The 25,737-nt window shown below is 62.3% G+C and carries 24 protein-coding genes; 10 read left to right on the forward strand and 14 right to left on the reverse strand.

Features of this window, described 5'->3' with window-relative positions:
• Positions 1–426 precede the first annotated feature (426 nt).
• The 5 genes from GSQ88_RS24785 to ctrA all read right to left on the reverse strand — a co-directional run bounded on the left by GSQ88_RS24785 (position 427) and on the right by ctrA (position 3,673).
• Positions 427–1,584 (reverse strand): glutathionylspermidine synthase family protein, encoded by a 1,158-nt coding sequence (locus GSQ88_RS24785; protein WP_159010410.1) that lies wholly within the window; start codon positions 1,582–1,584, stop codon positions 427–429.
• A gap of 9 nt (positions 1,585–1,593) precedes the next feature.
• Positions 1,594–1,824, reverse strand: coding sequence for a hypothetical protein (locus GSQ88_RS24790; RefSeq protein ID WP_159010411.1), 231 nt, complete (start codon positions 1,822–1,824; stop codon positions 1,594–1,596).
• 144 nt (positions 1,825–1,968) lie between these two features.
• Positions 1,969–2,370: a hypothetical protein gene (locus GSQ88_RS24795; RefSeq protein ID WP_159010412.1), complete on the reverse strand. Its 402-nt coding sequence runs from the start codon at positions 2,368–2,370 to the stop codon at positions 1,969–1,971.
• Between the two features lie 16 nt (positions 2,371–2,386).
• A complete protein-coding gene (locus GSQ88_RS24800) occupies positions 2,387–2,791 on the reverse strand; it encodes a DUF350 domain-containing protein (protein WP_159010413.1) in 405 nt (134 codons plus the stop codon).
• Positions 2,792–2,971: 180 nt separating this feature from the next.
• Complete coding sequence (gene ctrA / locus GSQ88_RS24805) at positions 2,972–3,673, reverse strand: response regulator transcription factor CtrA (RefSeq protein WP_007600544.1); 702 nt, start codon at positions 3,671–3,673, stop codon at positions 2,972–2,974.
• Between the two features lie 366 nt (positions 3,674–4,039).
• On the opposite strand from ctrA, the gene fliI reads away from it, so the two are divergent.
• The 5 genes from fliI to GSQ88_RS24830 all read left to right on the forward strand — a co-directional run bounded on the left by fliI (position 4,040) and on the right by GSQ88_RS24830 (position 8,985).
• Positions 4,040–5,365, forward strand: a complete 1,326-nt coding sequence (fliI, locus tag GSQ88_RS24810; RefSeq protein WP_159010414.1) for a flagellar protein export ATPase FliI — start codon at positions 4,040–4,042, stop codon at positions 5,363–5,365.
• A gap of 112 nt (positions 5,366–5,477) precedes the next feature.
• Positions 5,478–5,897: a flagellar export protein FliJ gene (gene fliJ / locus GSQ88_RS24815; RefSeq protein ID WP_159010415.1), complete on the forward strand. Its 420-nt coding sequence runs from the start codon at positions 5,478–5,480 to the stop codon at positions 5,895–5,897.
• Positions 5,898–6,034: 137 nt separating this feature from the next.
• Positions 6,035–7,363, forward strand: a complete 1,329-nt coding sequence (locus GSQ88_RS24820; RefSeq protein WP_159010416.1) for an aspartate aminotransferase type Ic — start codon at positions 6,035–6,037, stop codon at positions 7,361–7,363.
• Between the two features lie 139 nt (positions 7,364–7,502).
• Entirely contained in the window at positions 7,503–8,048 is a 546-nt protein-coding gene (locus GSQ88_RS24825) for a sigma-70 family RNA polymerase sigma factor (RefSeq protein WP_159010417.1), read from the forward strand.
• Between the two features lie 49 nt (positions 8,049–8,097).
• Positions 8,098–8,985: an anti-sigma factor gene (locus GSQ88_RS24830; protein ID WP_159010418.1), complete on the forward strand. Its 888-nt coding sequence runs from the start codon at positions 8,098–8,100 to the stop codon at positions 8,983–8,985.
• A gap of 160 nt (positions 8,986–9,145) precedes the next feature.
• Here the strand turns inward: GSQ88_RS24830 and GSQ88_RS24835 are convergent, their stop codons facing one another.
• Positions 9,146–9,343, reverse strand: coding sequence for a hypothetical protein (locus tag GSQ88_RS24835; protein ID WP_159010419.1), 198 nt, complete (start codon positions 9,341–9,343; stop codon positions 9,146–9,148).
• A 448-nt stretch (positions 9,344–9,791) separates the two neighbouring features.
• Here GSQ88_RS24835 and GSQ88_RS24840 point away from each other — a divergent pair, with 448 nt between their 5' ends.
• Entirely contained in the window at positions 9,792–11,546 is a 1,755-nt protein-coding gene (locus GSQ88_RS24840; protein ID WP_159010420.1) for a hypothetical protein, read from the forward strand.
• Here GSQ88_RS24840 and flhA read toward each other — a convergent pair whose 3' ends face one another.
• From flhA to GSQ88_RS24875, 7 genes are all read right to left on the reverse strand, one after another.
• On the reverse strand, positions 11,547–13,682 hold the full coding sequence (flhA, locus tag GSQ88_RS24845; protein WP_174248104.1) for a flagellar biosynthesis protein FlhA: 2,136 nt from the start codon (positions 13,680–13,682) through the stop codon (positions 11,547–11,549). It lies immediately after the preceding gene.
• 768 nt (positions 13,683–14,450) lie between these two features.
• Positions 14,451–15,572 carry a transporter substrate-binding domain-containing protein gene (locus GSQ88_RS24850; protein ID WP_246784997.1) on the reverse strand — a complete coding sequence of 374 codons (1,122 nt, stop codon included), beginning with the start codon at positions 15,570–15,572 and terminating at the stop codon, positions 14,451–14,453.
• A 27-nt stretch (positions 15,573–15,599) separates the two neighbouring features.
• Positions 15,600–16,541, reverse strand: a complete 942-nt coding sequence (locus GSQ88_RS24855; protein ID WP_159010422.1) for an HlyD family secretion protein — start codon at positions 16,539–16,541, stop codon at positions 15,600–15,602.
• Complete coding sequence (locus tag GSQ88_RS24860; RefSeq protein ID WP_159010423.1) at positions 16,538–16,783, reverse strand: DUF3302 domain-containing protein; 246 nt, start codon at positions 16,781–16,783, stop codon at positions 16,538–16,540. The genes GSQ88_RS24855 and GSQ88_RS24860 overlap by 4 nt, the downstream gene beginning before the upstream one ends.
• A gap of 7 nt (positions 16,784–16,790) precedes the next feature.
• Complete coding sequence (locus GSQ88_RS24865) at positions 16,791–17,813, reverse strand: HAD family hydrolase (RefSeq protein WP_159010424.1); 1,023 nt, start codon at positions 17,811–17,813, stop codon at positions 16,791–16,793.
• 79 nt (positions 17,814–17,892) lie between these two features.
• Entirely contained in the window at positions 17,893–19,716 is a 1,824-nt protein-coding gene (locus GSQ88_RS24870) for an arylsulfatase (RefSeq protein ID WP_210253887.1), read from the reverse strand.
• Positions 19,717–19,749: 33 nt separating this feature from the next.
• Positions 19,750–20,739: a formylglycine-generating enzyme family protein gene (locus GSQ88_RS24875; protein WP_159010425.1), complete on the reverse strand. Its 990-nt coding sequence runs from the start codon at positions 20,737–20,739 to the stop codon at positions 19,750–19,752.
• 106 nt (positions 20,740–20,845) lie between these two features.
• Here GSQ88_RS24875 and GSQ88_RS24880 point away from each other — a divergent pair, with 106 nt between their 5' ends.
• From GSQ88_RS24880 to GSQ88_RS24890, 3 genes are all read left to right on the forward strand, one after another.
• Positions 20,846–21,187, forward strand: coding sequence for a hypothetical protein (locus GSQ88_RS24880; protein WP_159010426.1), 342 nt, complete (start codon positions 20,846–20,848; stop codon positions 21,185–21,187).
• 95 nt (positions 21,188–21,282) lie between these two features.
• Complete coding sequence (locus GSQ88_RS24885; RefSeq protein WP_159010427.1) at positions 21,283–22,293, forward strand: SphA family protein; 1,011 nt, start codon at positions 21,283–21,285, stop codon at positions 22,291–22,293.
• 171 nt (positions 22,294–22,464) lie between these two features.
• Positions 22,465–23,346: an aldo/keto reductase family oxidoreductase gene (locus GSQ88_RS24890; protein ID WP_159010428.1), complete on the forward strand. Its 882-nt coding sequence runs from the start codon at positions 22,465–22,467 to the stop codon at positions 23,344–23,346.
• Between the two features lie 264 nt (positions 23,347–23,610).
• Here the strand turns inward: GSQ88_RS24890 and GSQ88_RS24895 are convergent, their stop codons facing one another.
• Complete coding sequence (locus GSQ88_RS24895; protein ID WP_159010429.1) at positions 23,611–24,225, reverse strand: glutathione binding-like protein; 615 nt, start codon at positions 24,223–24,225, stop codon at positions 23,611–23,613.
• 244 nt (positions 24,226–24,469) lie between these two features.
• Here GSQ88_RS24895 and GSQ88_RS24900 point away from each other — a divergent pair, with 244 nt between their 5' ends.
• On the forward strand, positions 24,470–25,639 hold the full coding sequence (locus tag GSQ88_RS24900) for an MFS transporter (RefSeq protein ID WP_246785046.1): 1,170 nt from the start codon (positions 24,470–24,472) through the stop codon (positions 25,637–25,639).
• The last annotated feature ends 98 nt before the right edge of the window (positions 25,640–25,737 follow it).

Consider the following 25,737-nt stretch of genomic DNA (forward strand, 5'->3'; position numbering starts at 1 on the left):
CGCTGAACCTGTATGCTCGTGTGCGCTTTTTGCTACGTGCATCTTGGCACATGAGACCGCGGGTGCAGCGCGCACCCGGTCTTCCCTGCGCCCTCTTTATTCGGGGGGCGAATGATTTTTGCAAAACTCGGGCAGATGCCGTCGCGAGATCGCGGAGTTGTGTCTCGAACCATCAACGTCATTGCGAGGAGCGCTTGCGACGAAGCAATCCAGCTCTTCCTTGTTGCCTGGATTGCTTCGCTTCGCTCGCAATGACGATGCTCGCGTTCCGGCTGTTTGAAATGTGAATACGAGTCGTTCGTTGAGGATGAAGCGCCTCCCTACAACGTTGTCGTCCCTGCGGACGCAGAACACGGATATGGACACCATCCGGAACGTTGACGGTACGGCGTATGGGTCCCTGCGCGCGCAGGGACGACAGGCGTTTCACAAAATCGCGTGCGGCAAAAACCGCGAGGTATTACCGGTGATCGGATTTTCGTCCTCGCGGATCGACAGGCCGCAAGGCGCGTGGTCGACCAGCCAGCTTCCGATCACGGGATATTGGCCGGAAAACTCCGGCAGCGGCGCCAGCGCCTGGCGGATAAATCCTTCCGCGCCATACGGCCCCTCTTGCTCCACCAGGGTTACGCCGGCGCTGACCAGCGCGACGTTGGCGCCCTCGCGCGAATACAGCGGCTTGCGCACAAAGGATGTGCCGAGCCCTGCGGCGTTCGGGTCGTCCTCGAAATAGGCCGGCAGCAGATTGGGGTGACCGGGAAACATCTCCCACAACAGCGGCAGCATGCCCTTGTTGGACAAAAGGCTCTTCCACGGCGGCTCGATCCAACGGGTCGGCGTCTTGGCAAGCTCTGCGCCGAACGCATCGTGAAACATCCATTCCCAGGGATAGAGCTTGAACGACAGCTCGATCGGACGGTTGTCGAGATCGACGAAGTGGCCGTCATCGGTGAGCCCGATATCCTCGATATCGATCAATGTCGTCGGCAGGCCGGCTTGCCGGGCGGTGTCTTCGAGATAGGCCAGCGTGCCGGCATCCTCGAGATTTCCCGTCATGCCTGCGAGATGGAGGTGGCGGCCGCCGCCGAGTTTCTTCCACGCCTCGATCAGGCGCTCATGGATCGAATTGAACTGGTCGGCGCGGCCCGGAATGATGTGCCGCTCGATCGCCTGCTCGAGCCAGGTCCATTGGAATACCGCGGCCTCGAAGATCGATGTCGGCGTATCGGCGTTGTATTCCAGAAGCTTTGCCGGACCGCGTCCGCTGAAACTGAAGTCGAGCCGGCCATACAGGCTTGGATCGTCGCGGTGCCAGCTTGCCGAGATCAGCGGCCAGAAGGCTTCCGGTATCTTCAACCGCCGCAGATATTTTTCGTCGTCGATGGCGCGGCCGACGAGTTCGAGGCACATCGCGTCGATGTCGCCGGTGGGCGTTTCGATCTGTTGTTCGATCTCATCCAGCGTGAACGCATAATACGCGCGTTCGTCCCAATAGCGCTCGCCGTCGAATGTATGAAAATCAAATCCGCAGGCGTCGGCGGTGACGCGCCAATCGTCTCGCTCAGGGCAAACGATGCGCCGCATCGGCAGCTTCTAGCCGCCGCCATGGGCGTGGCCGCCACCGCCGCCATGGCCATGGCCGTGCAGGCGATACGGCGTGCCTCCGAAGCCGCGGGATATCGGCCGGCAATACGGTCTGCCGTCCGGTCCAGGCTCTACAGTCAAGCCGGGACCGCAGCCGGTTCGCGGCACAAACCCCGCCGATACCGCGCCGACCACCGCGGACCCCATCATCGTCAGAACAACACGGCGCGAGCGTTTCATGGTGCGGCCCAAAGCTGTAAGGGAGAAATTGGCGGGCGCCATTCACGCATGCGCGCCGCGATCAGGCAAGTCCTCGAATTAAAGTCTCGGAGCCACGTTCTGAAACATATGCGGGACCACGTAGCTTCAGACCGAGGACTGTCACTAGCCGCCGCGGGAAAAATGCGCCGACATCGCGTGGGCGAACGAACCGAAGCCACCGCGCGTCACGCCGCCCGAACCGGCATCGGAAGAAGCGCCCGACGATGAATGGCTCGAGGTGGAATCGCTGCCGAAGAAGTAGCTGTGTGACGAATATCCGTGGGTGCTACCCGATGAAGTTACGTGCTGCGAGCAGTCGGTGCCGGGTTGCGACACCGCCGGCGCCGCCAGTCCCGGCGAGGAAGGCTGGCAGTTCTGGCGCGGCATCAGCGCATAGGCGCTGCCGCCGACCGCGAAGGTGCCCATCAGCAGCAACGCCACATGGCTGGAGCGCTTCGGCGGCACCGCCGGTTGCGGCGCGATCGGGCCACGCTTGCCAAATTCCTTGTTTGGCGGACGTTCCATGATCAGCGTTCCATGGTCAGGTGATCATCGCGGCCGCGTTGAGCGCGCCGGCCGCCAGCGACGACAGCCCGAGCCAGATCGCCGACGCCATTTCGCCGGCCGCGATCCGCGCCGACAGGTTCGGCACCGGGATCTTGACGATGAAATAGACCGCGATCTGGACGATCAGCGCGATCGCGCTCCAGATCAGGCAATCCAGCACATTGGCGGAATGGGCGATGGCGCTGACCACCGGCAGCACGAAGCCGACAAGGCTCAGGCCCAACGCAATGGCGGCTGCCGGATCGTTGTCGCGGATCAGCTGGAACTCGTTGTGCGGCGTGACGCGGGTATAGATGAACAAATAGGCCAGCACGGCAACGATGCCGGTGCAGAAATAAACCAGAAACGCCGGCAGTCCGGCCAGGGATTGCAGGATCATCTGAAGGCGCCCCACTCCATTTTCAGCCGCACGGTGGCACATTCCATCTGTCGGTGCACCGGTCCCGGCCGTTCAATCCCCAAAACAAAACAAAAACGCTGCCCCAAAACAAAAACCCCGCCATTCACGGCGGGGTTCAGTCGGGAGGAGCGAGCGTTTCGGCTCGCTGGTGATTTGCGATCAGGCGGGAATGCGCTCTTCGACCTCGTGCGGCTCGCGCAGCACATAGCCGCGGCCCCAGACGGTTTCGATGAAATTGCGGCCTTCGGAGGCGTTGGCGAGCTTCTTGCGCAGCTTGCAGATGAAGACGTCGATGATCTTCAGCTCGGGCTCGTCCATGCCGCCATAGAGATGGTTGAGGAACATTTCCTTGGTCAGCGTGGTGCCCTTGCGCAGCGAGAGCAGCTCCAGCATCTGGTATTCCTTGCCCGTCAGATGCACGCGCTGGCCGCCGACCTCGACCGTCTTGGTGTCGAGATTGACCACGAGGTCGCCGGTCTGGATCACCGACTGGGCGTGTCCCTTGGAGCGGCGCACGATCGCATGGATGCGGGCGACCAGTTCGTCCTTGTGGAACGGCTTGGTCATGTAGTCGTCGGCGCCGACGCCGAGACCCTTGACCTTGTCCTCGATGCCGGCGAGGCCGGAGAGGATCAGAATAGGTGTTTTGATCTTCGACACCCGAAGCTGCTTGAGCACGTCGTACCCCGACATGTCAGGCAAATTGAGGTCGAGCAGAATAATGTCGTAGTCGTAAAGTTTACCGAGATCGACGCCTTCTTCCCCGAGGTCCGTCGTATAGACGTTAAAACTCTCGGATTTGAGCATCAGCTCGATCGACTGCGCGACGGCGCTATCATCTTCTATCAGCAATACGCGCATGCCAGTCCCCTATAGTCGCCGCCCCGGGCGTCAGGTCGGCCGCACTTGCGGCACTCAAAACGCCTTTGAACAACTGATTCGGATCCTGACGACATATGGTTAACAAAATCTGATTCGTATGTGCAAGCTCTTACCGTGCAATTTTTTTCGAATCGCCCTAAGATATTGCTTCGAAGCAGTTTTTTGTATCCGTTCTCGTTCAAGTTCCACATTAAGAGACGGGCCTAACCGACTCCCGCGACTCAACCTTCGTTCTGACGGTCGAGCGCTCTCAGTCACCAAAGACAGTGACGCAATGATTAACGATGCGGGTAAACACGAGGTTAAGGGCCGGGCTTCAAAGCGTGGAAACTTAAGGTTTTCGCAATGAAGGCGCTCGCCCAGCAGATCGACGAGATCGACGGCGTCAATATTTATGGCCGCGTGGTCGGCGTTCGCGGCTTGATGGTCGAGATCGCCGGGCCGATCCACGCCATGTCGGTGGGCGCCCGTATCGTGATCGAGACCGGGGGCAACCGGTTTATCCCGTGCGAGGTGATCGGCTTCACCGGCGACAACGCCGTGGTGATGCCGTTCGCAGGCCTCGACGGCGTCCGGCGCGGTTGCCGTGCCGTCATCGCCAATGCCGCAAGCCAGGTGCGGCCGTCGCCGTCGTGGCTCGGCCGCGTCATCAACGCGATGGGCGAACCGATCGACGGCAAAGGGCCGTTGCCGCAGGGCGCCTCGCCTATGCCGTTCCGGAATTCGCCGCCGCCGGCGCATTCGCGCAAGCGCGTCGGCGAGCCGCTCGATCTCGGCGTGCGGGCGCTCAATACGTTTCTGACCTGCTGCCGCGGCCAGCGCATGGGTATCTTCGCCGGCTCCGGCGTCGGCAAGTCGGTGTTGCTGTCGATGTTGGCGCGCAACGTCGATGCGGACATCACGGTCATTGGCCTGGTCGGCGAACGCGGCCGCGAGGTGCAGGAATTCCTGCAGGACGACCTCGGCGACGCCGGGCTGGCGCGCTCCGTGGTGGTGGTGGCGACTTCGGACGAGCCCGCTTTGATGCGGCGGCAGGCGGCCTATCTGACCCTCGCGATTGCCGAATATTTTCGCGACGAAGGCAAATCCGTGCTGTGCCTGATGGATTCGGTCACGCGTTTTGCGATGGCGCAGCGCGAAATCGGGCTCTCGGCGGGCGAGCCGCCGACCGCCAAGGGCTATACGCCGACCGTGTTCACCGAATTGCCGAAGCTGCTTGAGCGCGCCGGTCCCGGCATTGACGCCGGGAGCATCACCGCGATCTTCACGGTGCTGGTGGACGGCGATGACCACAACGAGCCGATCGCGGACGCGGTCCGCGGCATCCTGGACGGCCACATTGTGATGGAGCGGGCGATCGCCGAGCGCGGACGTTTTCCGGCGATCAACATTCTCAGATCGGTGTCCCGCACCATGCCGAAAGCGGCCGATCCGGCCTATCTCCCGACCATCATGCGCGGGCGCCAGGTGATGGCGACCTATGCGGATATGGAGGAACTGATCCGGCTCGGGGCCTACCGGGCGGGTTCCAGTCCCGAGGTGGACGAGGCGATCCGGCTGCATGACCCGCTCGAAGGGTTCCTGCGCCAGGGCAAGGACGAGGTGGCGAACCTTAACGATGGTTACCGGAAACTAGAGAAAATCCTCGGAAGTTTGGAAACGGAACGCTAACTTTGTCAGGCCATCATCATCTCCACTGCACAATCGAGATGCCGGTGGGGCCCCTTGAGGGATGCCGGTTCTGTCCCGCGTTCAAATTGGGACTTCTGGGGAGTATGAGTCGATGAAGTCACGTGAAACGCTAATCCGCCTGAAGAAATTTCAGGTCGATGAGAAGCGTCGAAGGGTCGCCCAGATTGAGGGCATGATCGCCGATTTCCAGCGGATGTCGGTCGACCTGGAACGCGAAATCCAGACCGAGCAGGAACGCGCCGGAATCAACGATCCTACGCATTTCGCCTATCCGACCTATGCCAAGGCGGCGATCCAGCGCCGGGAAAATCTGACCCGGTCCGCCGACGAGCTGCGTATCCAGCTCGAGGACGCCAAGAGCCTTTTGGGGGAAGCTTTCGAGGAACTCAAGAAAGTCGAACTGCTGGACGAGCGCGACCAGGCGCGCGAGCGCGCTGAGGAGAACGCCCGCGAGCAGGCCGATCTCGACTCGATCGGGCTGATGCGCTCGCGCATCGGGGCGGTCGCCTGAGGTTTTTCCTTATCGTCAGCTGACTGCAACACCATCAAAACCCGGGCCGCAAGGTCCGGGTTTTTATTTTGCTGTCCACAGGCCGGCCGTCATGGGGTATGACACCTCGCTTTGAGCGATGTGAACAGGACGTCGAAATGACCATATCTGATGGCGCGGCAAGCGCCGGCTCCCGCGAATTGGCGGGCTTGTCGACCGGGGCGCTGCGCGAATTTCGGGACCGCGAACGGGCCCGTTACGAAGCGATCAAGGCGCGCGCGACGCCGTACAATCTGGCGCGCGGCAAGCCCGCGACCGATCAGGTGGCGCTCGCCGACCAATTACTGACAGCGGTCAGCACGCCCGAACAATGCTGGGCCGAGGACGGCAATGATTGCCGGAACTATTACGGCAGCCCGCAAGGCCTGATCGAAGCGCGCCGGCTGTTTGCGCCGATGCTCGGTGCGCCGCCCGAGCAGGTGCTGGTCGCCAATAATTCGAGTCTCGCGCTGATGCACGACGTGATCGTCTATGCGCTGCTCACCGGCGCGCGCGACGGCGCCGTGCCCTGGCGCGACCAGCGTCCGATCCGGTTTCTGTGTCCGTCGCCGGGCTACGACCGCCATTTTCAACTCTGCGAGCAATACGGCATCGAGATGATTCCGGTGTCGTTGACCGGTGCCGGGCCTGACATGGAGGAGGTCGAGCGGCTGGCTGCCGATCCCCAGGTCAAGGGCATGTGGTGCGTTCCCAAATACAGCAATCCGACCGCGGAGACCTATTCATCCGAGACCGTCGCCCGGCTGGCGCGGATGGGCGCGGCCGACGACTTCCGGCTGTTCTGGGATAACGCCTATGCGGTTCATCACCTGACCGACACGCCCGACCAACTCGACAACGTGCTTGAAGCCTGCGCCGCCGCCGGCAATCCGGACCGGGCCATCGTGTTCGGCTCGACCTCGAAGATCACTTTCGCGCAAGCCGGTCTCGGCATGCTGGCGACGTCGCCCGCCAATATGCGCTGGTTCGTCTCGCGCCAGTCGACCCGCACGATCGGGCCTGACAAGCTCAATCAGATGCGTCATGTCCAGGTGCTGCGCAATGACGCCGGCATCGCCACGCATATGGAGCGGCATCGTCGTCTGCTCGAGCCGAAATTCGCCGCCGTGCAGGAGGTGTTCGAGGCCCGGCTCGGCGGCACCGGGGTCGCCGTCTGGACCCAGCCGCGCGGCGGCTATTTCGTCAGCCTTGATGTGCTCGACCACTGCGCTGAGCGCGTCGTGGCGCTGGCCAAGGCAGCCGGCATCGAAGTTGTGGCGGCGGGGCGGACCTTTCCGCTCGGCCGTGACCCGCGGGACCGCAACATCCGCATCGCTCCGTCGTTCCCGCCGGCGGACGAGGTTCGCGCGGCGGTCGACGCGTTTGCCACCTGCGTCCTGGTCGCCGCCACGGAACATCTGCTCGCCGATCGCGGCGTCAATGCATAATACGTTTTGCTGTCCACAGGCCGGCGAATCGACGTGGTGGACCTAATCGACGCAAGCTATGTTAGACAGGCACGTGGGCAGGATTCCGCCGCGATCGACCGAAGCGATGGGGGCATCGCGAATTGCTAGAGGACGCTGAATGCTGACGCCGGCTGAACTGGTCTGGCTGATTGCCGCGGTGGCGAAGGGGGATGAGGCCGCTTTTGAGCGGCTTTATGCCGCCACGCGCGCGAAACTCTTCGGCGTGGTGCTCCGTATCTTGCGCAGACAGGATCTCGCCGAGGAGGTTATCCAGGAGGCCTACGTCAAGATCTGGAACAGCGCCGGGCAGTTCAATCCCGGCCTGTCGTCGCCGATCACGTGGATGGCGTCTATTGCCCGAAACCGTGCCATCGACGTCGTGCGCAAGCGAGGCGAAGTCTCGATCGAAGAGGAGCCAGCGGCCATGGAAGTGGCGGCCGACACTCCAGATCCGCTGGCGCGCCGGGAAATGAGTGAAGAACTGAAGCGTTTGCTGGAGTGCGTCGGGCGGTTGGAGCCGGATCGGCAGAAGCTCGTGCTGCTGGCCTACTATAACGGCTGGAGCCGAGAGCAGCTGGCGACCAAGTTCGAGACGCCGGTGAATACGGTGAAGACCTGGCTGCGCCGCAGCATGATGGACATCAGGGAGTGTCTCGGACTCTAGGGGGTCTTAGACTTTACTTGGACTTTAGAGGAGGTTTGGACTTTAGATAATGGCTTACAGCGAAGACCATATCGCGCTCGCCGCGGAATACGCTCTCGGTACGCTTGATGCCGAGGAGCGCGCGCAGGTCGAGGCCATGATGTCCGTCGACAAGGACTTCACGGCAATGGTCGATGCGTGGGAGCAGAAGCTTGGCGTCCTGAACCAGATGGTCGGACTGGTCGAGCCGCGACCGATTGTTTGGGAGAACATCAAGGCCGCTATCGGCCATTCCGGCGCGCAGGCGCCGCTGGTGTTGCCGGAGGCGGCGCCGGTGGCCGTTCCGGAAACCGCTCAGCCGGATGTCTCGGCGGCTCAAATCGCCGTCGACCATGCCAACGTGGTCCTGCTGTCGGGCAGGGTGCGGCGCTGGCGTACGGTCGCGACCGCGATGAGTGCGATCGCGGCGGCGTTGGTCGCGCTGTTCACGATCGGGCTCTATCAACCGGATCTCTTGCCCGACGGCCTGCGTCCGAAGCCGCGAACGCAAGTGGTCGAGGTCAAGACGCCCGCGGCAGCGGTCGCAGCATCGGCGCAATATGTTGCCGTGCTGCAGAAGCAGGGCGGTGGGCCGGCCTTCATTCTGACCGTTGACGGAGCGACCAGGAATTTCACCATTCGCAAGGTCGATGCGGTGCCCGAAGCCGGCAAGAGTTTCGAGCTTTGGCTGATCTCCGACAAATTGCCCAACCCGCGATCGCTGGGCGTGATCGGCAACGGCGACTTCACCGCGCGCCCGGTGCTGTCGTCCTATGACGCCGACACCATCAACGCGGCGACCTATGCGATAACGGTCGAGCAGGCGGGCGGATCGCCCGACGGCAGTCCGCATTCGACGCCGGTTTTCACCGGCAAGCTGGTCGAGACCGTACCGCCGCCGGCTGCGCCCGCGCACTGAGGCTCAATAGATCGCGTGAACCCCAAAAAAAGAAAACGCCCGTGGGGAGCGGGCGTTTTCGGTAGTCAACTTGGGGGGTAGTTTGGGGTCTTCTACATACTCACGTGGCGACTTTGGGGGGGCTGGTAAAGAGCCGCGTGAATTCACGAATTCCTTTTGATTAGCGGACCACCACCGCATCCGAACTGGTCAGCGTCACAGCCTTGCCGGCCTTTACGACGCGCGCGGTCTGGGTGTAGCCATCATCCGTATTACGGGCCGAAATACCGAAGCCCGCCACTGCGATACCTGCGACAAGCGCCACGACCACGATCTTGAGGTGGGTCGAGCGGTCGGCGCTGTAGATCGAATGGTTCATCGAAGCCTCCTGACGCCTTGCTGCCTCTTTGCGGATTGGTGTTGTTCTTCCGCAGGCAGGTTCAACATCTCATGTCAACAAACGTGGGTATTCGCTCTCAGGTCCATCAAGGTGTGATCACAAGGGCGTGATAATACGTGAACGGCCGCGATCGTCGCTAGGGCAATAACTAGCAGAAGCCGATGATCCTGTAACTATTACAATGCGTTAATGGTTTATCGGAGGTAAGGCCGTCGCAATGGGCGCGAAAGCGCACCAACAACAAATCATTTGCGTGTGGCCAAAAAACACAGTCCGCGCAGGTGCTTCGGCGGAGCCTGGATAGCCGTGTTCGAATGAGAGCCGCCCCGCGCTTAGCGCAGGCTGGGTCCGATCAAGCATACGTGACCACACCCGGGCCAAATTGCGTGACACCGACCCACGGCGCTGAGTGGGTTGAGAGGTCGCAATGAGAGGTTGGGGGCAGTTGCTGATCGTCGCGTTGGGCGGCGTTCTGGCGTTGATGAATTTGGAACCGGTGGCGGCGGCCAACGATGATGCGGACCCGGACGGTTGCTCGCTGGCCGCGTCGGGCGAGGTGCAGCCGCTGATCACGATGGCGGATGTCGAAATCCGGGCGCACAGCGGCAATCCGGCGCCGGGGGAATCGACGTGTACCTGGTCGGCCTATCAGCGGGGCCTGACGGCCGACGCGCCGCCGGACGCAAGCCTGTCGCTGGTGTTCTATCATTTTGCGAGCCCGGCCAGAGCGGAAGCGCAGATCCAGCGCATCGCCAGGGACGCGCCGCCGCCGCCCAGCCTGGTGCGCACCGCCGATCCGCAGGACCGGATCGCCAGGACCGATCGGACCACCGTGGTCGCGCGCCACGGCGTCGACATCGCCGTGATCGACGCGGGTCAGGTCCAGGACATGGCCCATGAAAAAGCCGATTGGGATTACAGGATCGAAGCATTAGCCTTGCAGGCGGTGGGAGCCAAGGTGCTCGGCCCGGTCGACGACCGCGCGACCGCCGACACCTGCCATCTGGTCGCCGCCGAACACATACTGGCGCTGCTGACGCTGTCGCCATCGACGATAAAGCCATCGCTCGACGGCAAGCGGTGCTTTTTCAGCGTCAAGGACGGCTCGGGCAACATTGGCGCCTGGGTCAACAATCGCGGCAGCGCCCACCTCGAACGCGAGAATCTCGGCTTCAACGCCGCCGCGCTCAAGTTCCAGCACGACCAAACCCCGTTTGATCCCGCGAGCAACCTGGTCGCGACCGCCGATCCGACCGACAGGGTCGTGCTCAATTCGGAGCATCCGGACGAAGTGTGGGCGGTCCACGGCCCCTATTATGTGACGCTGTCGCTGACCGACATGACACCGGCGGCACGTGCCCATCCGAGCTGGGCGTATCGCGTGCAGCGCGCGGCGCTCGAAGCCGCCGGAGCAACCATCGTCCCGAAGCCCGACATCGCGCCGGATCCCGTCGTGCCCGGCCCCGTGGTGGCAAGGCAACCCGACGCGCCCGCCGCCTGGACGCCGCCGCCGCATGCGGCTCCGCCCAACGCCGGCTTGATCGAACCGCTCCTGCACATCCTCGCGATCCTGGCGCGGATCCGGTTCTTCGTGATGCCGGTCTTCATCGGGCTGCCCATTCTGCTTTCCGTCTGGAGCAGCAGGGCGAAGTCGGGCGGCGCGAAGTCGAGTATTGTCTGGTGGGCCGTCCCCGCCGGGGTCGGCCTGGGTCTGATCAACATGCTGTTCGGCACCGTCATCACGACGAAGCTGATCTATCATTACGGCGTGGCCGGCAGCGGGATCGTGACAGCGACCTCCGATAGCGGATCGCGATCCAACGGCCGCCCCATTCTCAATCACAGCGTACTGATCCGGACACCCGACCGGCAGGTGATCAGCACCAATTTCGCCAGTGACGATTTTAATGTCTATCCTCCGCACAACAGGACCACCTATCCGGGGAAGGGGGAGGCGTTCACCGTCCGCTATCTGAGCCATTTCCCGCGCGACTTCGTGATCGTTTCGGATGACGGCAGCCCCTGGGCGAGCTGGATGCAATGCAGAAATCTGCGCTCAGCCGTCGAGGACGCCCGTCAGAAGCTCGACTTCGCGCCGGACCAAGCGGAATACCGCAAGGCCTACGAAGACGCGGCCCGCGCCGAACACGATGGCGGTTGCGACAATGACGATCCAGGATAGTTACACACTCCCCACCGTCTTGAGCCGGGCGCGCGGGTGGATTTCGGCCTGCGACAGCACGGTGGTCTGCGACCTGAAGCGTTCCACCAGCGAGCGCACAAAGGGACGGATCGAGGCCGACGTCACCAGCACCGGCGCCTCGCCTTCGCGCGCGGCGCGCTCAAAGGCATCGCGCGTCGCGGTCATGAACTCCGACAGTTTGGACGGCTGCATCGCCAGGCTGCGTTCCTCGCCCTGTCCGATCAGCGACTCGGCGAAGATCTGTTCCCATTTCGCCGACAGCGCGATCAGCGGCAGATAGCCGTTATGCGAGGTGTTCTGCGCGCAGATCTGCCGCGCCAGCCGGGCGCGAACGTGTTCGACCATGGTCGCCGGGTTGCGCGAGAACGCCAGCGCGTCGGCGATGCCTTCGAGGATGGTCGAGAGGTCGCGGATCGAGATGCGCTCGGACAACAGCAATTGAAGCACGCGTTGAATACCGGAGATCGTGACCAGGCTCGGCACGATGTCCTTGATCAGTTCGCCTTGCTCCTTCGGCAGATCCTTCAGCAGTTTTTGCACCTCGCCATAGGACAACAGGTCCGACATGTTGTTCTTGAGGAGTTCGGTCAGATGGGTCGACAGCACGGTCGCGGCGTCGACCACCGTATAGCCCTTCAGCGATGCTTCCTCCTTCAGGCTGGCATCGACCCAGGTCGCGGGCAGCCCGAAGGTCGGCTCGGTGGTGTTGATGCCGGGCAGCCCGACCTGGCTTCCGCCGGGGTCCATCACCATGAACGAGTTCGGCCAGATCCGCCCCGTGCCGGCATCCACTTCCTTGATCTTGATGACGTAGCTGTTGGCTTCGAGCTGGACGTTGTCGAGGATGCGCACCGCCGGCATCACGAAGCCCATTTCGATCGCCAGCGAGCGGCGTAGCGCCTTGATCTGCTCGGTCAGCCGGTCGGTGCCGTCGGGGCCGTTGACCAGCGGCAGCAGCGCGTAGCCGAGTTCGATCTTGAGGTCGTCGATCTTCAGCGCGGTCGCGATCGGCTCTTCGGCGGCGGCCGCCGCCTTGGCGGCGGCATCGGCCGGGGCTGATGCCGCGGTGGCCGCCGCCGTCTTGGCGGTGCGATTATTCTTGCGCGCCGAGATCGCCAGCCACGCCGCGCCGCTGCCCAAGGCCAGGAACGGCAGCATCGGAATGCCCGGCAGCATCGCCAGCACCAGCATCACGCCGGCCGACATGCCCGCGGCCTGCGGATAGCCGGAGAGCTGTTTCATCAGCGCTTTGTCGGCAGCGCCGCTGACGCCGGCTTTCGAGACCAGAAGGCCGGCCGCGGTGGAGACGATCAGCGCGGGGATCTGGGTGACGAGGCCATCGCCGACCGTCAGCAGCGTGTAGGTCTGGGCGGCTTCGGAGAAGCCGAGGCCCTGCTGGGCGACGCCGATGATGATGCCGCCGATGATGTTGATGAACACCACCAGGAGGCCGGCGACCGCGTCGCCGCGGACGAATTTCGACGCACCGTCCATCGCGCCGAAGAAGCCGCTTTCGTCTTCCAGCGCCTTGCGGCGCTCCTTGGCGGCTTTCTCGTCGATCAGGCCGGCGCCCAAATCAGCGTCGATCGCCATCTGCTTGCCCGGCATGGCGTCCAGGTGAAAGCGCGCCGCGACTTCGGCGATACGTCCCGAACCCTTGGTGATGACGACGAAGTTCACGATCACCAGGATCGCGAACACGATAATTCCGATCACGAAATTACCGCCCATCACGAAATTGCCGAATGCCTGGATGACGTGGCCGGCGGCGTCGGTGCCCTCGTGGCCGCGCGACAGGATCAGCCGCGTCGAGGCGAGGTTGAGCGACAGCCGCAGCATGGTCGAAATCAGCAGCACGGTCGGGAACGACGAGAATTCCAGCGGCGCCTGGATGAACAGCGACGTCATCAGGATCAGGATCGACAGCGTGATCGAGATCGCCAGGAAGAGGTCGAGCACGACCGAGGGCAGCGGCATGATCAGCACCACCAGGATGGTGAGGATGCCGAACGCCAGCGCGAGATCGCCGCGCTTCAGGATTTTGCCGATCTCACTCAGGCTGGGAAACCCGGTCCCGGGCGCGCCTGCGCCCGAACCTGCCGTGACGTCAGCCATGGTCGCAGCCTCCCCCCGCGTCTGACGGCCGCGGCCGCCGAACGTCTGCGCAGCGGCCGAAGGGCCGCCGTTTCGAAAGTGAGGCACCGCATTGGCGTCCACGGGAACTCCCGTTTTACGCGGCTGACGACACTCAACTTCACTGGGCAATTCTTGCCGGGTGTATGGTTAGCAAAGGGTTAACGGAGGGGGGTTCGGACCGTCATTGCGAAGCGATTGCCAATTCGAGGCCGGCTCCTCGCTATATTCCGCAAATGACGACACGCCTCCGCGTTCTCGCGGCGCGCTTCGCCCGAGGTTTGAAAATTCGTTTGCCCCCGAAAGAAAGAGGGCGCAGGGAAGACCGGGTGCGCGCTGCACCCGCGGTCTCATGTGCAAAGCAGATAGCGAAAACGCACATGAGCATACAGGTTCAGCGGAAGCAGTCCGGCCTTCCCTGCGCAATGGTTTTAACGGCCTGTTTCGTGCTCTCCCCGGCGAGACCATGCTTTGTTGTCACCGTCGCCCCCAAGAAGCGTGAGCTTCTCAAGAACTTGATGCCGGCATCGGGGCATCAGGACCACACGACTTAACCGTCCGCCTCACGCGCTGTTCGTCAAAAGCGCATCCGCGTCCACCGCTCCCCGCCCCAACGTCAGTGACGATGGCCAACGCCCCCTCTCTCGGGACGGGATGGCAAGGAATAAGCAGCTGATTTGGGTCTGGAGTCAAGGACAATTTCTGAAAATCAGAAATACTGCTGGTCCTTCTAATTCGCCCGGTCCTAATTCACGGTTGGCCCAGATACCGAAACAGCACGTCCTTCCACCAGTCCGATTCCTGGACTTCCAGGAGCGCGACGTTGATCTGTTTCCTTTGGGAGCTGTCGTTGCGCAGCGCAATCGCATAGCTCTGCGGCTCAAAAACTACGTCGGTGAGTTCGACCGACGCAGACCCGTCCTGACGGATCATCCATGCCAGGATCGGCCTGTCGTAGGCCAAAGCGTCGATCGTTCCGTTCTGGAGCGCTTCAAGGCCGTCCTTTGGTGACACGACGGTCCGGTATTTGATATGCATCCGCGACAGCGCGTCCTCGGTCGAGGTTCCCCTGATAACGCCGACCCGCACCGCCGACAGGTCGGCGAGCGAGTTGACCGCGCCATGCAGGCGCTTGGTCGTCAGCGCTGAGGTAATTCCTGCGGTGAACACCGCGATGGCGATGACCGATACCACCATCCAGACGATCGCAACGATCCGGCCGGGGAGCGTCGCCGGAACAGCACCGCCGCTGGCGCGCTGGGTCATGGTGTTGGTCGACCACCACACGCCTGAACTGATGCCACGCGCCGTTCCACCGCCGAAGCTCTCGTTGGCGCCGTGTTCGAAAAACCAGATCAGCGCGCCCGCCACGAATGCCAGGCCGAGCAACGCCATCGCGGCCCGCAAGAAACTCAACGACACGATCGAGCGGATCACCGGTCCCCAGCTCGTGATCCGCTCGGTCTGCACCGCGACCCCGGTTCCAGTGTTGAAATACGGCGTGGTGAAATCCACCGATTGCTGACGCGCGGGTGTCACCGTGATGGCGGCCACCGCGACATCGAAATCACCGGCTTGCAGGTTCTCCAGCAGCGAATTGACCGAGACCGCATCGACGAAGCGATATGGCAGCTTCAGCCGGTCTGCGACGTGCCGCCACAGATCGATACTGATGCCGCTCCAATGGCCCTGGTCGTCCTTGATCGCGAAAGGGGGTGCTTCCTTGGTGCCGACCACAAGCTCCCGGGTTTCAGGCTCGGTTTCATTCTCCGATGCACCCGCCTGCGGCCCGGCCGTCAGCACGGACGCGATCACGAGCAGCGCCAGGGCCAGCGCAATCGCCGCCAATGCCGATTGAAACCAGCGTTTCACGTGTACAATCCAACTCCAGGCATGCTTTCAAAACGGGTTGACGTAGTTGGTGATCGCGATCTGGCGCAGCAAAACCTTGCGGATGACATGCGCGGCCTTCACGCGATCGGTGAAAATCGCGGCCGTGCCGGTGCTGCCGGCCGGCAGGCTGTCCGCAAGCGAGGTATCGTCGAGCCTGATGCGCGCGACAAAGGGTGCTGCCTCGATGCTCTTCGATTGAACGGCGAGACCGGACGTCTGTACCTGACCGGTCGCGATCGCCTGCAGCACGCTCTCCACCTTGCCGCTGAACACCTGACCGGGAAGATATTTGAAGGTGACCTCGACATCCTGCCCCGGCGCGACATAGCGCGCATCGATCTGGGCAAGTTCGACGCCAATCAGGGTGTTCGACGTATCGATGAACGCCATCACCGGCGCCAGCGGCAGGTTGGAGACCCGCGCGCCCTTGCGCAGCGCGACATTGGTGACATAGCCTTCGCCTGGCGCGCGCACCGTGGTCTTGTCCAGATTCCATTTGGCGCTTTCGAGCTGCGCCTTGAGCTGGTCGACTTCGGATTGCCGTTGCTCGACGTCGAAGCCGCGGCCGGAATCGCGTTCGAGCAACTGTGTCATCTGCGCCAGTCGCGTTGTCGAGAGTTTTAGCTGCGCCTCGATCGCCTTGACCTGCGCGTCATAGGGAATCGGATCGATACGAAACAGGACGTCGCCGCTCTTCAACGGCACATTGGCCGTGACGGGCACGTCGATTGCCTCGCCCGCGACGTCGGGAACGATTGCCACCGAATTGCGCACCACCACCGCGGATCCCTGCGGCGCACCCCAGCCCATCGGGATGAACAGGCCGATCAGCAGAAGCAAGAACACGATAGCCGGCGAAACTTTCCAGAACAGGTCGAAGCGAACGATGTTCAACTTTACCAGCACGAAAAGAATGACGAGATAGACATTGAGTAGGACGACGATCATGGCGCCGGCCCCCGCTGTCGCGGTGCAGGAACGTCGATATAGGCCCAGATCAGCGCGATCGGCCACAGTGCAAAGCCGCAGATCAAGGTGACCCAGCCGGCCACGGTCACCGCAGCGGCCCATGGATGCCCGCGGGTCGTGGCGATATGCCCAGGCAGCCAGCCGGCGATGCAGAACACCCCGATCGCGCTGGCGACGAGGATGAGGAGGACGATCCAGGCGAAGATGTCGTAGCCGGACATGTGAGCTCTATCGTTTGATGGGAAAAACCGTCTTCCAGTCTCGCTTCATGTCGATGACCGTCCACTCCTTTGCGGCCGCCTGGTCCAGCGCCTTGTCGAGTTTTCCGATTTTTGATTGCCGGTCGTAGGCGTATTCGCGTTCCGCATCGGTGTGGTGGACGAGACCGGCAAAGCGCGCGCCCGCGCCTGCAGCCGTCCATTGCAGCATCTGCAGATCGCCGTCGGAGTTGCCGAACGCGAAGATCGGACGACGCCCGATGAAGCGGTTGATGCCGACCGGCTTGCCCGGGCCGTCGTCGACGAATTCGATCTTTGCCGTCTTGAGCAGTGACGGCTTGCCGCTCGCATCGATCTGAAATGTGACAACGCCGGACGAGCCGACCACCTGCTCGGGCGGAATGCCGTAGATTTTTTCCATCCATGGCCGCATGAATTCGACGCCGCCGCCGGAGACCACAAAAGTCTTGAAGCCATTGGCGCGCAAATAAGCCAGCAGTTCCAGCATCGGCTGGTACACGAGATCGGTGTAGGGACGGTTGAAGCGTGGATGGCGCGCGTCGACGGTCCAGTCCAGCACGGCCTTGCTAAACTCGTCCGTCGTCATGCCGGCGTGGGTCGCCGCCATGATCTGCAGCATCCCCTTCTCACCGGTCGCGGCGAGCGCCTCCATGTCCTTGTTGAGGAGCGCCTTGAACGGCTGCGTCGAATTCCATTCCGGGTGCTGCGGCGCCATTGCCTTGATGCGATCGAATGCGAAGGCGACCTGGAAATAGACCGGTTGCTCGCACCACAACGTGCCGTCATTATCGAAGGTCGCAATGCGCTGCTCGACCGGAACAAAGTCGACGCCGCCCGGCGTCGTGACGCGGGAGACAAAATCGATGATGGATTTCTTGACCGCGCCGCCGTTCCAGGAAGGAAGCGGATCGCTTTGGGCCGACACGCCGGCGCAGGCGATCACGACAAAACTGACAGCGAGCAGCGTCACGACAAATGATCGTCGAACAATGAACGCTGCAAAAACAAACATGTCAAACCTCTAATTGAGGTTGCGAGGATACAAGTCATACCGGCCCGTCCTCGGGCGAGCCAGCATGTGCGCGCCGAACTCAGCGCTGCTGGAGGCGCTGATCGATCATCCTGTTCAGATTGCCGCGAATCCGGTCGAGATCCAGCCCCTCCGTCAACGCCTTTTTCTGCTTCATGCTGTCCAGCGTGCTTTCCATGATGTTCGCCGGGTTGAAGCTTGGCGGGAACGAACGTGGCGGAAACTCCTTGAATGTCGCTATGAACTTGAAGACCTCCTCGTTCATTCCGTAGACGTTTCCGACGTGATTTATGATCCAGTCCCAGTAGGTGTTGGAGGTGAAGTCGGCCCGCTCAAACGGGTCCTGCATCAGGTTGAACATTTTTTGCAGGCGAAGCGTCGTGAACGGCTCGGCCCAGAGCCCCATCGTGCCTTGCATGCGCTGTTCGGAAAACACGTACTTGTAGTCTCCCCACCGCATGCCGACGAGGAGGCCGTCATCATCGGCATAGAAGAACTTGTCGCGGGCGCTCTTGGTGCCGTTGTTGTTGGCCGCGGTGCCGCTGACGTTGCGCAGGAATTGGGACTGGTCGTACCCGTCGAGGTGGACCTTGTAACTGACGCCGTTCGCGGCGTAGCCCGCCATGAGCTTGTTGACGATGTCGGGCTCGCCCGCAACGGCGCAGAACGTGGGAATCCAGTCGTTGTGGCTCATGATTTCATTGCTAACCGTGCCGGGCTTGATGGCGGCCGGCCAGCGCACCAGGCACGGCACCCGAAAGGCGCCTTCCCAGTTGGTGTTCTTCTCGCTGCGGAACCAGGTCATGGCGCCGTCCGGCCAGGTGTTCATGTGTGGTCCATTGTCGCTGGAGTAGACCACGATGGTGTCGTTGGTGACGCCCATGTCATCGAGCGCCTTGAGCAAGGCGCCGACGGTATCGTCGTGCTCTTCCATGCCGTCGATATATTCGCTATCCCCGTGGGTGTAGCGACCGCGATGATCGGTGCGGACGTGGGTGCGCAGGTGCATACGTGTCGCGTTGAACCAGACAAAGAACGGCTTGCCCGCCGTCTGTTGGCGCTTCATGAAGTCGATCGCCGCGGCCGAAGTCTCGTCGTCGACCGTCTCCATGCGCTTCTTGGTCAGCGCTCCGGTGTCCTCGATGGTTTGCTTGCCGACCTTGCCAAAGCGCGGATCGACCGTGGGATCATCGCTGTCGGTGGCCTTGCATTTGAGAACACCGCGTGGACCGTATTTCGCGAGATAGGCGGGGTCCTTCGGATAATCGGGCAGTTCCGGCTCCTCCTCCGCATTGAGATGATAGAGATTGCCGTAGAACTCATCGAAGCCGTTCACGGTTGGCAGCGATTCGTTGCGGTCACCGAGATGGTTTTTCCCGAATTGCCCGGTACCGTAACCAAGGTTTTTGAGCAGACCGCCGATCGAGGGATCAAGCTGGCTCATGCCCATCGGCGCTCCGGGGAAGCCAACCTTGGTGAGGCCGGTACGAATGCCGTGCTGCCCGGTGAGGAAGGCCGCGCGTCCGGCGGTGCACGACTGCTCGCCATAGTAATGCTGCAGCTTGAGGCCCTCGCGGGCGATGCGATCGATGCTCGGGGTCTCGTAGCCCATCAGGCCACCCGAATAGGCGCTGATGTTGGCAATGCCGATATCGTCACCCCAGATCACGAGGATATTGGGTTTGCGGCCGGATGGTGGAGGTGGAGTCGCTGCGGGGGAAGCCGGCGCGGCCTTTTGCGCCTGCGCCAGCGCGCCGGAGGTTATCGTCGCCGCCGCCATCAGCGCCGACGAGCCAAGCAGGATCTTGCGGCGGCTGAGTGCGCGGTCTTCCGTCTCGTTCAATGAAGCTTCGTGCCGGTCTTGCTCCTTGGTGTCGTCGGGCATGCTGCGCTCCTTCTTCACTGTGAGGACTGACAATTATTCCGTGGCTGGAGTCCTCTTCACGCAACGGAATCCGACGTGACTGGTTGAGGTATCGACGGCCTCGGCGTGCCGCGCCGCAGGCCGGTAGCGGCGGCAATAGTTCGGCGCGCAGAGATGCGAGCCGCCCTTGATGACCTTGCGCGGAATTTTGATATTGGGCTGGCGCGGATCGAAGCTCGTCTCTTCGCGGCCGCCGCGCGGGTTTTCGGGAATGCAGCAGGCCTTCGGCGCATCGGCCGCGTGCTTCGGCGCATACCAGTCCGAGGTCCATTCCCAGACATTGCCGATCATGTCGTGCAGGCCGTAGCCGTTCGGTGGAAACGCCGTTACCGGCGAGGTGCGTTCGTAGCCATCGGCGTTCAGGTTCTGCGCGGGAAATTCGCCCTGCCAGGTGTTGGCCATGTGCATGCCACCGGGCGTTAATTCATCGCCCCAGCCGAATTCGGCACCGTCGAGGCCGCCGCGTGCGGCGAATTCCCATTCGGCCTCGGTCGGCAGGTCTTTTCCTGCCCATTGCGCATAGGCGAGCGCGTCGGCAAACGACACGTGCACGACCGGATGGTTGTCGTGCGTATTGATATTGCTTTTCGGTCCATAGGGGTGGCGCCAGTCCGCCCCCTTCATGAAATCCCACCACTGGCTCCAGTCGCGCAGATTCGCCACGCGCGGCGGCGGCGAGAATACCAGCGAGCCGGCATAGAGCATGTGTGGCAGCGCGCCGGGGTAATATTTCGGGTCGGGCGGAATCTCGGCGGATGTCCGGTGGCCGGTCGCCTTGATGAAAGCCTTGAATTGACGGTTCGTCACCGGCGTGCGGTCGATCGAGAAATCATCGACCGTCACCCGATGCACCGGCGCCTCTTCGGGATAATGATCGCCCGACCCCATGCGGAACGTGCCGCCGGAAATTTGGACCATATCGCCGATCCGGTTATCCCCGGATGGCTGCTCGTTCCTGCCGATATCGTCCCTCAGCAACGTCATGGCATGTGCGCCAATTCAATTTGAGAAGTCCTGTTGCGGTATACGTCCCAAAAACCCTGCGTTCGATTCAGACCGGCGTGGAACCAGCAGTCATCGGGTGCCGACAGTGCGCCAACCCATCATGCTGGGCGAATGGCTGTTGCTAGAGCCAGAGTCATTGTCAAATCGTATTTTCGAAAACCGTTCCATATTTCATCCTTGGGTTGCACTGCGCGATCGATCGGTCAGAAATCCTTCCCTATTTTCGCTGCCCGAAGCTTCGAAGCGAGATCAGAACATCGCGCTGACACGGCGCACGTTTTCGGAAATTGTCTCGAAACACTCAATTCCTGCACGAAAACAGTGCACGGCAATCATTGATCAATCGATTTCACCGCGTGCAAAGTTTTTCGATAATTCGAATGAAAGCGGCGCGATAGCCACAGTATGCAATTTCTTGATCGCCTAAAAGTAGAACTGCTGTTGTCGGGTCGAAATGTCGCATGAGTAATCGGACTGAAATTTGCGATCGTGTATCTTGCTTTCGGAAATGGAGGTGAGCAAATGCGACAATATCGCATCGCCGCACTCGCTGCCGCAGCGGCGCTTTGCTTCAGCCAAAATCCCGCGAAGGCCGCCGAAGGCGGCATCGGCGCCTATCTGATGGGATCGCGCTCAAATGGCGCGGGGATCACGCCGCCTCCCGGCGTCTACTTCGAGGACGACACGTACTTCTACGACGCCAAGATCGGCGGCGGAAAATCGCTGCCGTTCGGCGGACTGCTGGTCGCCAATGTCTCGACGCAGTCGTGGCTCAACCTTCCGACCACGCTGTGGGTCACACCCGCCAAGATACTTGGCGGGGATCTGGCGTTCTCGCTGACGTCGTCGGTTGGCGAACCGCGCGTCGGCGCCAGCCTGCTGGTCAATTCGCCGCGCTTCGGTCCAATCGGTCTCAACGTTACCGACGACCACACCAACCTGAGCGATTTCTTCATCCAGTCTTATCTCGGATGGCAGGCCGGTAACTTTCACTGGCAATTTGGGATCGGGGGCGTTGCGCCCTCGGGCACCTATGTCGCGGGGCAACTCTCAAACGCGTCGCTCAATCGTCCGGCGGTCGATCTGTTCGGCACGCTGACCTGGCTTGATCCCGCGATCGGTTGGGATCTATCTACCGCCGCTGGGTTTACGTTCAATCAGCCGAACACCGCCACCAACTATACCACCGGTGACGAATTCCATCTGGAGTGGGCGGCAACCAAATACATCACAAAGCAATTTACGCTGGGCCTGGTCGGCTATTATTACCAGCAATTCACGCCCGACTCCGGCCTCGGCGCGGTCCTCGGAGGATTTGAAGGACGTGTCGTGGCGCTCGGCGGATCAATCGGCTACACGTTCGAACTCGGCAAACTGCCGGTCTCGACGCGCCTGAAAGTCTATCGCGAGTTCGACGCCGTCAATCATCTGGAGGGAACATCGGGTTTCTTCTCGGTGTCAGTGCCGCTGGGCATCGATAGCTCCGTCGCGACCGTCGATGCGGGCAGATCCGTCAAAGCCAAATTACAGTGATTGCACCCGCTGCCTTGCGAAAACTGCCAGCCCGCGGGACCGCGACAAACGTCGTAGATCGCCAAGGTCCGCCGTCATTGTTCGACCTCCCGCACAGCCTGTTCCGATTGCGCCCTATTATCGCGCGGGCTGATGCGCCGTACATAGCCGGTGGAACAGAGGAGAGTGACCATGATCGACATCAGCAAAGCCGGAACGTTCGCGCTTGGCGGCCGCGTGGTGAAGCGGCTCGGCTATGGCGCGATGCAACTGGCCGGACCGGGCGTGTTCGGGCCGCCGAAAGACCGCAAGAGTGCCATCGCGGTGCTGCGCGAGGCGGTGGCGAGCGGTGTCAATCACATCGACACCAGCGACTTCTACGGTCCGCACGTCACCAATCAGCTGATCCGCGAGGCATTGCATCCTTATCCCACCGATCTCGTCATCGTCACCAAGATCGGCGCCCGGCGCGGCAATGACGCCTCATGGATCCCGGCGTTCTCGCGCGGGGAATTGATTGCGGCTGTCCACGACAATTTGCGCAATCTCGGCCTCGATGCGCTCGATGTGGTCAATTTGCGCTGCATGTTCGGCATCCATGGACCCGCCGAGGGATCGATCGAGGCGCCGCTGACGGTGTTGGCCGATCTGCAGCGACAGGGCCTGGTGCGTCACATCGGGCTCAGCAACGTCACGGCTGCGCAGATCGCGGAAGGGCGTCGGATCTGCGAAATCGTATGTGTGCAGAATCTCTATAATCTGGCGCATCGCGACGACGACGCACTGATCGACGAACTGGCGGACGCCGGCACGGCCTATGTGCCGTTCTTCCCGCTCGGCGGCTTCACGCCGCTGCAATCGACCACCTTGTCGGATGTCGCCACGAGATTAGGCGCCACGCCGATGCAGGTGGCGCTCGCCTGGCTACTCCAGCGCGCGCCCAACATCCTGCTGATCCCCGGCACCTCATCGCCGCAACATTTGCGTGAAAATCTCGCCGCGGCCGATTTGAAACTGACGCGCGACACGGTGGCCCTGCTGGATCAGATCGCGGCCGACACGGTGCCAGCTTGAGGCGTCCGAGAGCGCGAGGATTATTGATCGAATCGGCCGCGATTTCCCTTCACCTCTCCCGTTGGGAGAGGTCGGCGCGTAGCGCCGGGTGAGGGGTTATCGCCTCTCGTTTGAAATAAGAGCCCTCACCCGATTTGCACCGGACGATGCTTCGCATCGCCGGGAGCAAATCGACCTCTCCCCACCGGGGAGAGGTGAAGGGAGCGCACGGATAGCCCCGACTCATCCAATGTCATCCCGCTCTAGCTATCCGATAGCGAGGAGTCATGCCGGGAGCGGCCCCTCGATCCCTTGAACTTCACGCACCGCGTCGCGAGTGGCGATCCGCGCGTGATGCGCGACCAGGTTCGGGTAGGCGCGGATGTCAAAACCAACACGGGGTGCCCAGCCTGTGATCGCATACAAGCCCACGTCGGCGATGGAGTAGTCCTCGCCCAGGAGATAATCGTGCGTCGACAAATGCTGGTCGACAAAGGCGAAGCGCGCCTTCAGCCGCTCGCGGAAAACATCCTTCGCTCGCTCGTCCAGTGCCGTGTAGAACAGCGGGCCAAGAGCTCCCTTGTGCAGCTCGCTGGAGAGGAAATTCAGCCAGGCCTGCAGCCTCGCCCGCGCGACGGTTCCGTGCGCCGGCGCGAGCTTTCCGGCTCCATCGCGGTCCGCGATGTACTGGGCGATCGCGGCGGCCTCAAGAAGCACGCCGCCATCATCGAGCACCAAGGCCGGTACGTAGCCCAGCGGGTTTATCGCGTGGTAGTCCTCGCCATCCGCCGTCTTCTTGCTGGCTTCATCAATCCTTACGGCGACAAACGAAAGACCACTCTCGATCAAGGCGACATGGGGCATCAGCGATATGGTGCCCGGCGCGTAGTATAGCTTCATGTAGGCATCTTCCTGCGCCTCCCGGTCAACCGACGTTCAGGTGGCCTGTTTGCCGGGCGGACGTTAATGCGCGCAGGTCGAGATGCCAATCCGACCTCCTGTTGCGCTGCTTCCGCATGCCCAATATCGCGCCATAACGCTTGACCTGAAGGCGCTGGCCGCCGTAATTGCGGCTGCCGTGGAAATTTCTTCTCGATTGTCCCCTGATTCGAAGTCATTCATTCCCGACTCGCGCCGGGCGTGGATGCGGCTTGCCGTGGCTGTGCTGATCGGCGCGTTGGGCAGCGTCGGGATGTGGTCGGTGGTGGTCGCGCTGCCGACGGTGCAGGTGGAGTTCGCGGCGAGCCGTGGCACCGCGTCGCTGGCCTATACGCTGGCGATGCTCGGCTTCGGGTCCGGCGCGGTGCTGACCGGAAAGATCGCCGACCGCTACGGCATCGTCACCGCGATCGGGCTCGGCATCGGCATCCTCGGCCTCGGTTATATCGGCGCCGCAACCTCGTCGTCGATCTGGCAGTTCATCCTGGTGCATTTCGCCATCGGTCTCGGTTCGTCCGCGACCTTCGGTCCGCTGATGGCGGAAGCCTCGCACTGGTTCGACCGTCACCGGGGCCTCGCGGTCGGCATCGCCGCCAGCGGCAATTACATCGGCGGCTCGATCTGGCCGCCGCTGTTGAACTGGGCCATGCAGTCGTTCGGCTGGCGCACCACCCACATCGCGGTCGGCATCTTCACCGCAATTGCGATGACGCTGGCGCTGGCGATGTTGCGCCTGCTGATGGGGGCGGGGGTGCGGCGCAGCCACGTCAATGCGGCGCAGCCGCGGGTCGATTTGCGGTTGTCGACCAACGCGCTGACGGCGATCCTGTCGATCGCGGGCGTCGGCTGCTGCGTCGCGATGTCGATGCCGCAGGTCCACATCGTCGCCTATTGCGGCGATCTCGGTTACGGCGTGACGCGGGGCGCCGAAATGCTGTCGCTGATGCTAGGCTTCGGGATCGTCAGCCGCATCGGTTCCGGATTTCTCGCCGACCGGATCGGCGGCATCGCCACCTTGCTGATCGGCTCGCTGGCGCAGGGCTTTGCGCTGTTGTTCTATCTGTTCTTCGACAGCCTGACCTCGCTCTACCTGATCTCGGCGATGTTCGGCCTGTTCCAGGGCGGCATCGTGCCGAGCTACGCCATCATCGTGCGCGAGGCGATGCCGGCGCAGGAAGCCGCGACCCGCGTCGGTATCGTGATCTTCGCGACCGTAATCGGGATGTCGTTCGGCGGCTGGGTGTCCGGCGTAATCTTCGACGCCACCGGCTCCTACGCCGCGGCGTTCTTGAACGGGCTGGGCTGGAATGCGCTGAATATCACCATCGTGACGGCGCTGCTGCTTCGCGCGCGGCAGCGGTTGGTGCTGGCGTAAGACGGGGACACGTCGTCTCGGCATTCCGCCGGGACACACCGGAACCGTCATCCTGAGGAGCGGCCATTTGGCCGCGTCTCGAAGGATGGTGTTCGCGG

Origin of the sequence: Bradyrhizobium sp. S69 (assembly GCF_009766005.1) — a bacterium.
Classification (GTDB): Bacteria; Pseudomonadota; Alphaproteobacteria; order Rhizobiales; family Xanthobacteraceae; genus Bradyrhizobium.

Coding starts and splice junctions, on each gene's coding strand:
- GSQ88_RS24820 (WP_159010416.1), top strand. CDS start 6,035: ATGACCATATCTGATGGCGCGGCAAGCGCCGGCTCCCGCGAATTGGCG.
- GSQ88_RS24785 (WP_159010410.1), bottom strand. CDS start 1,584: ATGCGGCGCATCGTTTGCCCTGAGCGAGACGATTGGCGCGTCACCGCC.
- ctrA (WP_007600544.1), bottom strand. CDS start 3,673: ATGCGCGTATTGCTGATAGAAGATGATAGCGCCGTCGCGCAGTCGATC.
- fliI (WP_159010414.1), top strand. CDS start 4,040: ATGAAGGCGCTCGCCCAGCAGATCGACGAGATCGACGGCGTCAATATT.
- GSQ88_RS24865 (WP_159010424.1), bottom strand. CDS start 17,813: ATGTTTGTTTTTGCAGCGTTCATTGTTCGACGATCATTTGTCGTGACG.
- GSQ88_RS24890 (WP_159010428.1), top strand. CDS start 22,465: ATGATCGACATCAGCAAAGCCGGAACGTTCGCGCTTGGCGGCCGCGTG.
- GSQ88_RS24800 (WP_159010413.1), bottom strand. CDS start 2,791: ATGATCCTGCAATCCCTGGCCGGACTGCCGGCGTTTCTGGTTTATTTC.
- GSQ88_RS24895 (WP_159010429.1), bottom strand. CDS start 24,225: ATGAAGCTATACTACGCGCCGGGCACCATATCGCTGATGCCCCATGTC.
- fliJ (WP_159010415.1), top strand. CDS start 5,478: ATGAAGTCACGTGAAACGCTAATCCGCCTGAAGAAATTTCAGGTCGAT.
- GSQ88_RS24840 (WP_159010420.1), top strand. CDS start 9,792: ATGAGAGGTTGGGGGCAGTTGCTGATCGTCGCGTTGGGCGGCGTTCTG.
- GSQ88_RS24835 (WP_159010419.1), bottom strand. CDS start 9,343: ATGAACCATTCGATCTACAGCGCCGACCGCTCGACCCACCTCAAGATC.
- GSQ88_RS24825 (WP_159010417.1), top strand. CDS start 7,503: ATGCTGACGCCGGCTGAACTGGTCTGGCTGATTGCCGCGGTGGCGAAG.
- flhA (WP_174248104.1), bottom strand. CDS start 13,682: ATGGCTGACGTCACGGCAGGTTCGGGCGCAGGCGCGCCCGGGACCGGG.
- GSQ88_RS24900 (WP_246785046.1), top strand. CDS start 24,470: ATGCGGCTTGCCGTGGCTGTGCTGATCGGCGCGTTGGGCAGCGTCGGG.
- GSQ88_RS24795 (WP_159010412.1), bottom strand. CDS start 2,370: ATGGAACGTCCGCCAAACAAGGAATTTGGCAAGCGTGGCCCGATCGCG.
- GSQ88_RS24855 (WP_159010422.1), bottom strand. CDS start 16,541: ATGATCGTCGTCCTACTCAATGTCTATCTCGTCATTCTTTTCGTGCTG.
- GSQ88_RS24870 (WP_210253887.1), bottom strand. CDS start 19,716: ATGCCCGACGACACCAAGGAGCAAGACCGGCACGAAGCTTCATTGAAC.
- GSQ88_RS24875 (WP_159010425.1), bottom strand. CDS start 20,739: ATGACGTTGCTGAGGGACGATATCGGCAGGAACGAGCAGCCATCCGGG.
- GSQ88_RS24790 (WP_159010411.1), bottom strand. CDS start 1,824: ATGAAACGCTCGCGCCGTGTTGTTCTGACGATGATGGGGTCCGCGGTG.
- GSQ88_RS24885 (WP_159010427.1), top strand. CDS start 21,283: ATGCGACAATATCGCATCGCCGCACTCGCTGCCGCAGCGGCGCTTTGC.
- GSQ88_RS24830 (WP_159010418.1), top strand. CDS start 8,098: ATGGCTTACAGCGAAGACCATATCGCGCTCGCCGCGGAATACGCTCTC.
- GSQ88_RS24860 (WP_159010423.1), bottom strand. CDS start 16,783: ATGTCCGGCTACGACATCTTCGCCTGGATCGTCCTCCTCATCCTCGTC.